This window comes from Salinibacterium sp. TMP30, from assembly GCF_038397785.1.
GTDB lineage: Bacteria > Actinomycetota > Actinomycetes > Actinomycetales > Microbacteriaceae > Rhodoglobus.
This window is the reverse complement of record NZ_CP151642.1, coordinates 511,928-524,692: the sequence shown is the minus strand read 5'-3', so window position 1 is coordinate 524,692 and position 12,765 is coordinate 511,928. Positions and strand designations below refer to the sequence as shown.

The following is a 12,765-nucleotide window of genomic DNA, read 5'->3' as shown; positions in this document are numbered from 1 at the left end:
GGGGTACATCGCGCATCAGGGCAGCCCTGCGCACGAGTCGCTCCACTAAGGGCGGATGTGCAATGCCTTCGCTGTGCGCTCGAGCGTTTCATGAGCAAACTCAGGAGAGTCAGCAAGTTGCTGCCCGAAGCTCGGGATCATCTTCTCAATCTTCGGACGCCACTCATTCATGCGCTCAGGGAAGCACTTCTCGACCAAGCCCAGCATGATCGGCACTGCAGTGGATGCACCCGGTGAAGCACCAAGCAGGCCCGCGATGCTGCCGTCAGCCGACGACACCACCTCGGTGCCAAACTGCAAGACACCAATCTTCTTCGGGTCTTTCTTCATAACCTGCACGCGTTGTCCCGCCGTAATGCTGTACCAATCCTCGGGCGTTGCATTGGGAACAAAGTTCTGGAGTTCCTCGAACTTCGTCTCCGGGCTCGCCATAAGCTGCCCCACCAGGTACTTCACGAGCGAAAGGTTGCTCAGCCCCGCCGCAACCATCGGCAACAGGTTGTGCCAACGAATCGACGCGAACAGGTCGAGAACGGAACCTGTCTTCAAGAACTTGGGACTGAATCCGGCGTACGGGCCGAACATCAGGCTGCCCTGGCCATTAACCATGCGCAGATCGAGGTGAGGCACCGACATCGGGGGCGAGCCCACCGAAGCCTTTCCGTAAACTTTGGCACTGTGTGCGGCCACGATCTCAGGGTTATCAGTGCGCAAGAACTCACCGCTGACAGGGAACCCCCCGAAGCCGCGAATTTCTTTGATTCCTGACTTCTGCAGCAGGTTGAGGGCGTAACCACCAGCACCCACGAAAACGAAACGGGCCGTCACCGGCTCGACCGGGGTCTCCCCAACGTCGTGGCGCAACGCGATCTTCCACAAACCATCGCGCTGCTTCGTGAGGTTCGTGACCCTAATGCCGGTGTTGAGCTGCGCGCCAGACTCGACCAGCGTGTCAACCATGAAGTGTGACAGTGCACCGAAGTCCACATCTGTGCCTGAAGCAATATGGGTGGCTGCAACAGGCTCAGACTTGCGCCGACCCGGCATCATCAGCGGTGCCCAGCCATGGATGACGGCAGGATCTTCGCTGTACTCCATGCCCGCAAAGAGGGGGTGGCCTTTAAGCGCTTCGAAACGCTTGCGCAAGTATTCAACGTTTGTCTCGCCCCAGACAAAACTCATGTGCGGCGTGGGGTTGATGAACGAGCTCGGTTCGGGAAGCGAGCCGTCAGCCACAAGATGGGACCAGAACTGGCGCGACACTTGAAACTGTTCGTTGACTTTGACGGCGCTCGAAATATCGATCGAGCCGTCGCTAGTTTGGGGGGTGTAATTGAGTTCGCACAGCGCGGAATGTCCGGTGCCAGCGTTGTTCCAAGGATTTGAGCTCTCTTCGGCGAGGTCGCCCAAGCGCTCGAAAATCTGGATATCCCAGTCGGGCTGCAACTTGCTGAGCAGCGTTCCCAGGGTGGCACTCATGATTCCGCCGCCGATAAGCGCGACGTCGACGGTTTTCTTCACAACTCCACTTTAGCCGCCCACTAGAGGCCCAAGTTGCGAAGCGCCTGATCCATGCGCTTCGCTATCTCGGTGTAGCCGTCATCATTGGGGTGCAGACCGTCACTGGCCATCCACTCGGGGTGACCCTCGATCCACCGCGATGCTCCAGAAATGTAGTCAGCACCATTGTCGGTTGCTGCATCCTTCACCCAGCCGATGATCGTTTCGACCGAGGCCGGGCGCTCATCCGTGTACCAGAATGGCTCAACAACAATGAAACGGGCATCCGGAAGCGCCGTCGTTAGCCGGTCAAAGTCGTCAGTGATTTGGGCGCGGATGTCGTCGGACCGTGAGTCGAAACTGAAATTGTCGTTGAGGCCCATTGTCACGACCACGATGTCGGGATCATCCGCGATGATGAGACTTGGCAGGTCACCCTCGCCGAAAATGCTTCGGTTGTTGATGAATCCCAAGCCGTTGACACTGGGATTGAACTCACTCCAGTCTCGTTGCTCGCTGACCACCGTCGACCAGCGGTTATCTGCCGACGACGCGCCCGTGCCGAGCGTGTACGAATCACCGTAGAAGGCGACCCGAGTGGCATCGGGGTCACGGACATCCGTCGGCGGTGGAGTGCTATACGCGGACAGGCCGAGGGTCGCCGCAACGACTACGGTCGCGGCGATGGTTCGGGCTACAGAATCGAACTTCATACACAGCGTTCGGTGCGGGCGGCGCAAACGATTGCCGTTGACGTGTTCGTCAACGACTCCACTTCACGACTCCAGGTTATCCATCTGTCAGAGACCTAAGGTGCGAAGAGCCTGATCCAGCTGAGAGGCAATCGCGGCATGACCGGCATCATTGGGGTGAAGGCTGTCACTGGCCATCCACTCAGGCTGCCCCGCGAGCCAATACGAGGCATCAGGAATGTAATCAGCGCCGACTACGGTCGCAGCATCGTGCACCCACGAAATGATCACGTCAACCGAAGCGGGGCGTTCAGCCTTGTACCAGAAGGGCTCAACCACAATGAGCCGGGCATCCGGAAGCCCCGTCACGAGGCGGTCGAAATCATCAACAATTTGGGCGCGGAGCTCAGCAGACTGGGTGTCGAAAGTGAAGTTGTCATTGAGCCCCATGGTCACAATGACGATGTCCGGATTATCAGCGATAATGAAACTCGGCAGGTCACCTTCGCCGAAAATGGTCCTATTTCTCACGAACCCCAAACCGCTGACGCTCGGATTGAACTCACTCCACCCGCGCTGCTCAGCAAGAACCGTCGACCAGCGCCTTTCCTCGGTCGACGCCCCCGTGCCACGCGTGTACGAGTCGCCATAGAAAGCGACCCGAAGCTCACCGGCGACAGCGACCGTAGAGACGACAACCTCATCCGAGGCGGCCGAGCTCGTGCACGCCGAAAGAGCAAGCGCGGCCACGACCATCACAGTTGCGAGGATCGTGCGAGCTACGGAGTGTGATCTCATATCGGGAATTCGGTGCGGTTACGAAGTGGGATGGCTCCCGTTAAGCCGAAACCTTTGCCGTAATCTTCGCTGCGACGAGCTCGGCAATCTGCACCGCGTTGAGCGCAGCACCCTTTCGGAGGTTGTCGTTGCTGATGAATAACGCAAGTCCGCGACCGTTGGGCACACCCTCATCCGCGCGGATGCGGCCAACAAAGCTGGGGTCTGCGCCCGCTGCATCCAGCGGTGTCGGGATGTCGCTGAGGCTCACACCGGGAGCGTCGCCCAACAATTCTCTCGCACGCTCGGGGCTCAGCGGTTTGGCAAACTCCACGTTGATCGACAGCGAGTGGCCCGTGAACACGGGAACACGCACACACGTACCACTCACCAGAAGGTTAGGTAACTCAAGAATCTTGCGGCTCTCATTGCGCAACTTCTTCTCTTCGTCAGTCTCATAGAGACCGTCGTCGACGATGCTGCCCGCGAGCGGAACGACATTGAAGGCAATGTTCTTCGGAAACTTGTTCGGTGCCGGCATCGTGACCGCTGCACCATCGTCAACGAGGCCCATCGTGTTCTGAGCAACAGCCGCAGCAGCCTGTTCCCGCAGTTCTTCACTACCGGCAAGACCCGCGCCAGACACAGCCTGGTAGGTACTGACGATCAGACGCTGAAGGCCAGCCTCAGCATCCAAAACTTTCAGAACGGGCATTGCTGCCATCGTGGTGCAGTTCGGGTTCGCGATGATTCCCTTCACCGCCTGATCGATCGCGTGTGGGTTGACCTCACTCACGACAAGCGGAACGTCAGGGTCCATGCGCCAGCCCGAAGAGTTGTCGATCACGGTGACGCCAGCAGCAGCGAACCGTGGTGCCTGCGCCTTCGAGGTCGTAGCACCCGCAGAGAAGATCGCAATATCAAGGCCGGTGGGGTCGGCAATGGATGCATCTTCAACGGTGATCTGCTCACCCTTGAACGGCAAAGTCGTGCCAGCACTTCGCGCCGAAGCAAAGAACCGAATCTCCGCGACCGGAAAGTCGCGCGCGTCAAGGAGACGACGCACAACAGCCCCAACCTGACCGGTTGCCCCAACAACACCAATACGGACGCCCGCATTACCCATGAGAACCTCTACCTCGACTCTGTGTTCGCCATCAAACCACGAACCGTGAACAAATGTGGCCGACTAGCGGCCGGTACCTGCGTGAACGACCGCGTCTTCGTCGCCATCCAAGCCAAAAGCGGTGTGAACAACCCGCACCGCTTCAGCAACCGTATCGGCACGAGTGACAACCGAGATACGAATCTCACTTGTCGAAATCATCTCCATGTTGATTCCCGCTTTAAACAGCGCGGTGAACAGTCGTGCCGAGACACCAGCATTCGTGCGCATTCCGCCGCCGACGACCGAGAGCTTTCCGATCTGGTCATCGTGCTGCAGCGACTCAAAACCAACCTCTTCTTGCTCGAAGGTCAACGCGCGCAGCACATCTTCGGCATCCGACTTTTTCAACGTGAACGAAATATCGGTGCGGCCAGTGGATGCCAGCGAAACGTTCTGCACGATCATGTCAATGTTCGCATTCGCTGAGGCCACAATCGTGAAGATCTGTGCAGCCTTACCGGGTACGTCAGGAACCCCAACCACCGTGATCTTCGCTTCGCTCAGATCGGAGGCAACACCTGTGATGATTGCTTCTTCCACGCTCTCTCCATCCTTCGGATTGACCACTAACGTGCCCGTGTTGTTATTGAACGAGGAACGCACGTGAATCGTTACCCCGTGCCGGCGCGCATACTCAACGGCGCGCACATCAAGCACTTTTGCGCCTGCCGCCGCAAGCTCCAACATTTCTTCGCACGTAACAACGTTCACTTTGCGCGCCGACTTCACAATGCGGGGGTCGGCGGTGAAGACACCATCAACGTCGGTATAAATCTCGCAGGTCTCTGCGCCGAGCGCTGCAGCAAGTGCGACAGCGGTGGTGTCTGAGCCGCCGCGACCGAGAGTGGTGATGTCTCCGGTTACGCGATTGAAACCCTGAAAGCCGGCAACAATAGCGACAGCGCCATCGTCGAGAGCTTCTTGAACGCGGCGCGGAGAGACTTCAACAATGCGCGCGGCACCGTGTTGGGCATCCGTGACCATTCCCGCTTGGCTGCCGGTGTAGCTGCGGGCATCAACACCCAAGCTTTTGATCGCCATCGCGAGGAGTGCCATCGAAATTCGTTCGCCTGCCGTCAGCAGCATGTCAAGCTCGCGGCCCGTGGGTACCGGCACGACCTGTTCGGCAAGATCGAATAGTTCATCGGTGGTGTCGCCCATGGCAGACACCACAACGACGACGTCGTTTCCCGCTTTGCGGGTCTCGACGATGCGCTTTGCGACGCGCTTGATACTCTCAGCGTCGGCAACAGATGAGCCACCGAACTTCTGAACGATGAGGCTCATTGTTCTCCTGAAGCGAGGTCTAGCGGGCAACACGTGCCCCGAGTGCGAGTCTAACGGTGCAGGCACTTCCCGCTAATTGCGTTACGGGGAGTACTAGTGATCGACCAGGGCTAGTGGTCGACAGTCCGGCGGCCTTCGAAGGCCCGTCCAAGTGTGACCTCGTCGGCGTATTCCAAGTCTCCGCCGACCGGGAGACCCGATGCGAGGCGCGAAATTCGAAGGTTGGGCTGAACCAGAAGCCGCGTCAGATAGGTCGCGGTTGCTTCACCTTCGAGATTGGGGTCGGTCGCGATGATGACTTCTGTGACGACACCGTCAGCCAACCGGCCCAAGAGTTGCTTGATGCGCAACTGGTCGGGGCCGATTCCGTCGATGGGGCTGATAGCTCCACCGAGTACATGATACAGGCCAGCAAATTCTCGAGTGCGCTCGATGGCGACAACGTCTTTGGCTTCTTCGACAACACAGATGGATGCGGGCGACCGTCGCGGGTCACGGCAGATTGAGCAGGTTTCTTGCTCGGTGACGTTTCCACAGATAGCGCAGAAGTGAACTTTGTCGCGGATGTCATTGAGCAGCTCTGCGAGTCGGCGAACATCAAAACTTTCGGTCTGCAAAATGTGGAATGCGATGCGCTGGGCAGACTTGGGGCCGATGCCAGGAAGTCGACCAAGCTCGTCAATTAGTTCTTGAACAATTCCGTCGTACACGGGTTACTCGTCTCTCGGCTGGGGTGTCACTCGCGGAGCAACCTGCTGCTCTTCGATGAAGGTCGCGTTCAACAGTTCGCGCACCACTGACTCCCCGTAACGGGACTTATCAATCTTTGCGGCCGCGGCGGACATTGATGGTCGCGGTGCTTCTGTCGGTGGTGCGGATGCTGCGTCTGGAGCTTTCGCGGATGGTGGGGAAGGTGCCGACGACTGTTTCGATTGCTTCTCTTGTGCTGCCGACTGACCTTGCTTGGCCGAGCTCGACGCCCCGGCGGTGCCGCTGCGAGACATCGACGGATCAACGTCGGGTTCTGGCTCGGACTCGGGAATGGCAGCTACAGCCCACCCACCGGGCTCACGGTCTTCGGCCGGTGCAGGTTCCTCCGGTTCGGGGATCTCGTCGGCAGCGGACGGTGCCGACCGGGGTGCAGTTGCCGCAGGCACGGCAGAAGCGCCTTCTACTCGTGCAATGAGTGCTGGCTCGAAGCCCAGCACGTGCACGAATGCTTTCTTGAGGTAGTCGCCGACGCCTTCGCCGGGGGCACTGCGCTGCTTGAGAGCATCAACATCTCGTTCGCTCGGGAAGGAAAGCACCAAAATCTTGTCGTCGCGTAGTTCAAGGGGCTTGGCAGTGAAGACAACCATCCAGGCGGTGCGCTTCAGTTTCTGCACAACGTCAAGAATCTCGGGCCACGAATCTTTGACCTGTTGGATTGAGACCGGAGTGGTGCGAGGAGCAGCGGCCGCCGTGGAGAGCACGGAGCCAGATGCGGCGGGTGCGGGCGCGGGCGCGGCTGCCGAAGCCGCAGCATTTGCCGGCGCAGGAACCTCACGGGCAGCCTCGTCCCGAGAGTCCCGGGCCGTCTGGGGGGATTCTGCGTTCGGCGCCGGGGCGCGCGGTGCCGTGGGTGCCCATTCTTGTACTGGTGCGGCTGCAGGCGGCGCCGAAGCAAGCGATCCGTCGCCTTCGATGCCAATACGACGCTCAAGGCGTTCCACACGCGCGAGCGCACCACGTTGGGTGTTGTCGCTTGCGGGAACCAGAATGCGCGCAACCATGAGCTCGAGGTGCAGTCGCGGCGAGGTGGCACCCGTCATCTCCGAAAGTGCCGCGTTAATGACGTCGGCAGCGCGTGAGAGTTCGGCAGCACCGAGTGTGTGCGCTTGCTTCGCCATGCGCTCTAGCTGGTCTTGAGGGATGCCGCGCAAAACGGATGCCGCGTGGTCGGCGGTGGCCGCAACGACGATGAGGTCGCGCATCCGCTCGAGAAGGTCTTCAACGAAGCGTCGCGGATCTTGACCGGTCTGAATGACCCGATCTACCGACGAGAATGCGGCAGCCGCATCACCAGAACCGAGGGCGTCAATAACTTCGTCAAGCAGTTCAGCGTGGGTATAGCCGAGCAGAGCAACAGCCCGCTCGTAGCCGACGACGGCGGTGTCAGAGCCAGCGATCAGCTGGTCGAGCAGCGAAAGGGTGTCACGCACAGAGCCGCCGCCAGCACGAACAACCAGCGGGAGCACTCCGGGCTCGACTTCTACTTTTTCGCTCTCGGACAGTTGCTGAACGTAGTCGAGCATCTGGGCGGGAGGAACCAAGCGGAAGGGATAGTGGTGGGTGCGCGAACGAATCGTGCCAATCACTTTGTCTGGTTCGGTGGTTGCGAAGATGAACTTCACATGCTCGGGCGGCTCTTCAACAATCTTGAGCATCGCGTTGAAGCCCTGCGGAGTAACCATGTGCGCTTCATCGAGAATGAAAATCTTGAAACGATCGCGGGCGGGAGCAAACACAGCACGCTCACGCAAGTCCCGGGCGTCATCGACGCCATTGTGGCTTGCGGCATCAATCTCGACAACATCCAGCGATCCGCCGCCATCACGAGAAAGCTCAACACACGACGGGCAAACCCCACAGGGGGTGTCGGTTGGACCCTCAACGCAGTTGAGGCAGCGGGCAAGGATACGGGCGGATGTCGTCTTTCCACACCCACGCGGACCGCTGAACAAGTAGGCGTGATTCACCCGGTCGGTGCGCAATGCTGTGCGCAGTGGATCGGTCACCTGAGATTGGCCGATGAGTTCAGCGAAAGTCTCGGGCCGGTATCGGCGATATAAGGCAGCAACCACGCCCCTAGCGTAGTCGTGCCCACTGACGATCCCAACGTGTGTCGAGCGAACACGACTGGGTGCGAACTTCTTTGCCCAGAGTGAGGTTGCCGAACATTCTGTCCTCTAGAGAGAAACGGCTGCCACCGCTTCACGCGCAATCTGTAGCTCCTCGTTGGTCGGGATGATGAGAACCTTCACTGCCGAGTCATTTCGCGAGATCACGCGCGCTTGGGTGCTGCTGCGAGAGTTCGCGTGGACATCCAATGCGATTCCGAATCCCTCCAGCCCGGCAACTGTCTCGCGTCGTGTTGCGGCACTGTTTTCGCCCACACCTGCCGTAAAGACAATCGCGTCGGCACCACCCAGCGCCACCAGATAGGCCCCAAGATAGTGACGAAGCCGGTGGTAATAGACCGCGAGCGCGGCTTTCGCGGTCTCATCACCGGCATCCGCAGCAGATTGGACGTCACGCATATCGCCGGTGCCCGTCATACCTAGGAGGCCACTGCGACGGTTGAGAAGCTGATCAAGCTCGGGCAGGGTCATGCCTGCCCGGCCCAGATGAAAGAGCGCGCCCGGATCGATGTCGCCCGAGCGCGTACCCATCACAAGACCCTCAAGCGGGGTCATTCCCATTGAGGTGTCGATGCTTCGGCCGCCGTCAATCGCACACACCGACGCCCCGTTGCCGAGATGAAAAACGATGAGCTTGAGGTCGGCGAGGTCCCGGCCGAGCATGGCAGCAGCGCGCCCCGCGACGTAGCGGTACGAGGTGCCGTGAAAACCGTAGCGGCGGATTCCGTGCTCCCGAGCAACGTCGGCGTCGATTGCGTAGGTAAAGGCCTCGGGCGGGAGGGTGCCATGAAACGCGGTATCGAAGACAGCAACGTGCGGAACATCCGCAAAAGCGGCCCGTGCAGCCCGGATGCCCTTCAGATTTTCGGGATTGTGCAGCGGCGCGAGCACCGAAATCTCGTCAAGCCGCCGCTCAACCTCATCAGTGATGACAGTCGCGGCCGTAAACTCCGCTCCCCCATGAACAACACGATGTCCAACAACCGCCGGATGCTCGTTGCCAAGTCCAGCCAAAATCTGATGCATCCCCTCATCGTGGTTTGCTGCGCCTCCGCCGGGTTCCCCGATGCGTTCCACAATGCCGCCGCTATAGATGGAACCGGACTCGGCATCCAACAGCTCCCACTTAATTGACGAGGAGCCCGAGTTCACAACAAAGACGGTGGTCATGAATGCTCCCCCGCCGCAGCAGCGGGCACTTCGGCAGCAGCGAGCAGTCCAGCGGCAGCGGCGGCAGCGGCGGCCTCGGCAGCAACTCCCTGAGCCTGAATCGCGGTGATCGCAACAGTGTTCACGATGTCTTGCACCAGCGCACCCCGCGAAAGATCGTTAATAGGTTTGCGCAAACCCTGCAGCACTGGCCCAATTGCGATCGCTCCGGCGCTGCGCTGAACAGCCTTGTACGTGTTGTTGCCCGTGTTGAGATCAGGGAAGATGAACACGGTGGCGCGCCCCGCAACCTCGGAGTCGGGCATTTTGGATTTGCCGACGGCGGCATCCACTGCGGCGTCGTATTGGATGGGGCCATCAACCGCGAGATCGGGCCGACGCTCGACGACGAGGGCGGTTGCCGCGCGCACCTTATCAACATCCGCCCCGCTGCCCGACGATCCAGTGGAGTACGACAGCATCGCAATCCGCTGATCAATTCCGAACTGTGCCGCTGTTGCTGCCGACGAGATTGCGATGTCAGCGAGCTGGGCGGCATCCGGGTCAGGGTTTACGGCACAATCACCATAAACCAGCACCCGATCTTCGAGGCACATCAAGAACACACTGGACACAATTGACACATCCGGTTTGGTTTTGATGATCTCAAAGCTCGGTCGAATCGTGTGGGCCGTCGTATGGGCGGCTCCCGAAACCATTCCGGCGGCGAGCCCTAGGTGCACCATCATGGTGCCGAAGTAGGACACATCAGTAACGGTCTCGCGCGCGACCTCCATTGTCATTCCTTTGTGGGCACGCAGGCGCACATATTCGGCAGCGAAACGCTCACGCAGTGGCTCATCGAAGGGGCTCAGGATGCTCGCACCCGAAATATCGAGACCGAGCTCAGCCGCACGCCTGCGCACTTCACCCTCATCCCCCAGAATCGTCAGCGTGACAACCCCTCGGCGCAAGAGTGTGCTCGACGCACGGAGAATGCGGTCGTCGTTGCCCTCAGGAAGAACAATGTGCTGCAGGTGCTGCCGAGCACGATCCAGCAGTCCGTACTCAAACATCAGCGGCGTAACCACCATGGGCGGGTTCAGCTCGAGCCGCTGCAAGAGCACCTCAGAATCCACGTGCTGCTCGAACAGGGCAAGTGCGGTGTCGAACTTGCGAGGCGAATCTGCAGCCAAGCGCCCCCGAGTTTTGGTGATGATTCGCGCGGTGTCATAGGTGCCGAACGAGGTTCGAATCACAGGCAACGAGAGATCAAGGCCATCAATAAGTCGCTCAACCTGCGGCACAATCTCGAACCCGCCATTCAGGATGACGCCCGCCAGCGACGGGAACGTCTCCGAAGCGTGCGCCATCAGTGTCGCGAGCAACACATCTGATCGGTCGCCGGCAACCACAACAACCGAACCTTCGATCAGCCGGGTCAGCACGTTCTCCATCGTCATTCCGGCAACAACAACGCCCAGGGCTTCACGCAGCAGAAGCTCGCTATCGCCCTTGAGGAGCTCGCCGTCGACGGCCTCCAGAAGCGACGCCAAGCTCGGCGCGATCAGGAACGGATCCTCGGGAATGGCCCACACGGGGGTATCGCCGCCGACAGCGGCGCTGACACCCTCGATAATCTTCGGCAGCTGATCGGGGTCAGAGCGGTTCACAATCACGCCAACCAGGTGCGCGTGGGCGGCATCCAACTCCTGATGCGCGATTGCATACACCTGAGCGAGGTCATCGGGGGTGCGGTCCACTCCGTCCTCAGACTGGCCACCCAGAACGAGGAGCACCGGAGCACCAAGGTTCGCTGCAACTCGCGCGTTATACGAAAGTTCGGTTGGGCTGCCAACATCCGTGTAATCAGAACCGACGATCACTACAACATCGCACTGCGCCTCGACAGCTTTGAAGCGTTCGATGATGCGACTCAACGCGGCGTCAGGATCGGTGTGCACGTCGTCGTAGCCAACACCAACCGCATCGTCATAGTTGAGATCAACGGCATCATGCGCGAGCAGCATCTCGAGCACATAATCGCGTTCGTTGCTCGTGCGCGCGACCGGGCGAAACACCCCCACTCGTTTCGCTTCGCGACTGAGCGTATAGAGCAGACCGAGGGCGACTGTGGACTTGCCAGCGTGACCCTCGATAGAAGTGATGTAGATGTTTCTCGCCACAGATTCAGCCTACGCGCCGAACATGGATCCGGCCGGCCAACCAACGTACCTCTACAAAGAAAAGACCCCTCGCGCACCCGCCAGAGCCCGGTTACCCTTGCTACGTTTCCGTCCTGGGGGAATTGGCCTGGATGGCGCCACGCGAGGAGCCGAAACCAGTCTACCCAAATCTGTGGCCACTCGCGCCCCAGCAGTGCCTCACTAATCTGGTCGCCACGCGCCGTCGATTACCGCTGAACCGCCCGCGCCGTTATGATCACTTGAGGTCGTTTGCGCTTGTGCGTGTTCGATTCGCCAGGAGAATTCGCCTAGTGGCCTATGGCGCACGCTTGGAAAGCGTGTTGGGTGCAAGCCCTCGGGGGTTCGAATCCCCCATTCTCCGCTCCTCAAGACTGATGCCGCTTGCGGTCCGACGAAGGGACTGCAATTGCAGGATGACAGAGTCAGCCGCGATCCGGTCCAAACAGATGCACCCCGTCCCCGCCTTCTGCTGCCCCGAGCGCTGCTCAATCGAGGAATTCTCGCAGCACTCGCGTTTATCGGCCCCGTCTTCGGCGTGCTGTATGTGATCGTGTTGCCTGACGGCCACTGGCTTGCCGTCGTCGTGGCTCAGCTTGCCGCCATCTTGCTCGCCTGCGCGGGCGCTGTTGGCTACTTTCGCAGTGCAATCTGGATCGGCCCCGACTCGTCCCTCGTAACCGAGCGCGGGTTCTTTGGCCAGTTGAGCACGTTTGACAAAGCTGACGCGGCATCCATCCTTCTCGCCGAGGTGTACACGAGCGACGGCTCCGAGTCGCGGCCCCAGCTCGTTGTTTTGGGCGCCAACAAGCGTCGCTTGCTGCGGATGCGCGGCCAATACTGGACCCGCGAAGACATGAATGTCATCGTTGCAGCCCTCGATGTTCCCGTGCACAGCATTCCCGAGACTGTTTCGATGGGTGAACTTCGGAACGACTATCCGCACGCTTTGTATGTTCTCGAGCGCCGCCCCCTACTGGTAGTGCTCGTTGCTGTCGGCGGCACAGCACTGACCGCCGCCATTCTGATCCTGGTGCTCGGCTTCGTCAACACGTTTACCTCTTAACGACAAATGCCACGGACCCACA

10 protein-coding genes, 1 tRNA gene and 1 other RNA gene are annotated in these 12,765 nt (G+C 59.9%); 2 read left to right on the top strand and 10 right to left on the bottom strand.

Translation table 11 applies throughout. From position 1 onward, the window contains the following. Window positions 1–45: 45 nt before the first annotated feature. From AADH44_RS02580 to ffs, 10 genes are all read right to left on the bottom strand, one after another. Entirely contained in the window at window positions 46–1,521 is a 1,476-nt protein-coding gene (locus AADH44_RS02580) for a malate:quinone oxidoreductase (RefSeq protein ID WP_341953893.1), read from the bottom strand. Between the two features lie 20 nt (window positions 1,522–1,541). Continuing rightward, complete coding sequence (locus AADH44_RS02575; RefSeq protein ID WP_341953891.1) at window positions 1,542–2,213, bottom strand: SGNH/GDSL hydrolase family protein; 672 nt, start codon at window positions 2,211–2,213, stop codon at window positions 1,542–1,544. Between the two features lie 87 nt (window positions 2,214–2,300). Next, the gene (locus AADH44_RS02570; protein WP_341953889.1) at window positions 2,301–2,990 is read right to left on the bottom strand and encodes an SGNH/GDSL hydrolase family protein; all 690 of its coding nucleotides are present in this window, start codon (window positions 2,988–2,990) and stop codon (window positions 2,301–2,303) included. A gap of 40 nt (window positions 2,991–3,030) precedes the next feature. Continuing rightward, a complete protein-coding gene (locus AADH44_RS02565) occupies window positions 3,031–4,095 on the bottom strand; it encodes an aspartate-semialdehyde dehydrogenase (RefSeq protein ID WP_341953887.1) in 1,065 nt (354 codons plus the stop codon). A gap of 63 nt (window positions 4,096–4,158) precedes the next feature. Next, window positions 4,159–5,424 carry an aspartate kinase gene (locus AADH44_RS02560; RefSeq protein WP_341953885.1) on the bottom strand — a complete coding sequence of 422 codons (1,266 nt, stop codon included), beginning with the start codon at window positions 5,422–5,424 and terminating at the stop codon, window positions 4,159–4,161. A 110-nt stretch (window positions 5,425–5,534) separates the two neighbouring features. Beyond that, on the bottom strand, window positions 5,535–6,134 hold the full coding sequence (gene recR / locus AADH44_RS02555) for a recombination mediator RecR (RefSeq protein ID WP_341953884.1): 600 nt from the start codon (window positions 6,132–6,134) through the stop codon (window positions 5,535–5,537). A 3-nt stretch (window positions 6,135–6,137) separates the two neighbouring features. Beyond that, window positions 6,138–8,267, bottom strand: coding sequence for a DNA polymerase III subunit gamma and tau (locus AADH44_RS02550; RefSeq protein ID WP_341953883.1), 2,130 nt, complete (start codon window positions 8,265–8,267; stop codon window positions 6,138–6,140). Window positions 8,268–8,372: 105 nt separating this feature from the next. Continuing rightward, on the bottom strand, window positions 8,373–9,494 hold the full coding sequence (locus tag AADH44_RS02545; RefSeq protein WP_341953879.1) for an acetate kinase: 1,122 nt from the start codon (window positions 9,492–9,494) through the stop codon (window positions 8,373–8,375). Next, window positions 9,491–11,659, bottom strand: a complete 2,169-nt coding sequence (gene pta, locus AADH44_RS02540) for a phosphate acetyltransferase (protein ID WP_341953878.1) — start codon at window positions 11,657–11,659, stop codon at window positions 9,491–9,493. Before pta ends, AADH44_RS02545 begins: the two co-directional genes overlap by 4 nt. Before the next feature lie 57 nt (window positions 11,660–11,716). Next, an RNA gene (gene ffs / locus AADH44_RS02535) (signal recognition particle sRNA small type) lies at window positions 11,717–11,813 on the bottom strand. A 143-nt stretch (window positions 11,814–11,956) separates the two neighbouring features. On the opposite strand from ffs, the gene AADH44_RS02530 reads away from it, so the two are divergent. Both AADH44_RS02530 and AADH44_RS02525 read left to right on the top strand, forming a co-directional pair. Further along, window positions 11,957–12,041, top strand: a tRNA-Ser gene (locus tag AADH44_RS02530). A 45-nt stretch (window positions 12,042–12,086) separates the two neighbouring features. Then, complete coding sequence (locus AADH44_RS02525; RefSeq protein ID WP_341953877.1) at window positions 12,087–12,743, top strand: hypothetical protein; 657 nt, start codon at window positions 12,087–12,089, stop codon at window positions 12,741–12,743. Window positions 12,744–12,765: the final 22 nt, after the last annotated feature.

Excerpts from the sequence above, each read along its gene's own strand:
- AADH44_RS02575 (WP_341953891.1), bottom strand. The coding sequence starts at position 2,213 with ATGAAGTTCGATTCTGTAGCCCGAACCATCGCCGCGACCGTAGTCGTT.
- AADH44_RS02570 (WP_341953889.1), bottom strand. The coding sequence starts at position 2,990 with ATGAGATCACACTCCGTAGCTCGCACGATCCTCGCAACTGTGATGGTC.
- AADH44_RS02565 (WP_341953887.1), bottom strand. The coding sequence starts at position 4,095 with ATGGGTAATGCGGGCGTCCGTATTGGTGTTGTTGGGGCAACCGGTCAG.
- AADH44_RS02560 (WP_341953885.1), bottom strand. The coding sequence starts at position 5,424 with ATGAGCCTCATCGTTCAGAAGTTCGGTGGCTCATCTGTTGCCGACGCT.
- AADH44_RS02545 (WP_341953879.1), bottom strand. The coding sequence starts at position 9,494 with ATGACCACCGTCTTTGTTGTGAACTCGGGCTCCTCGTCAATTAAGTGG.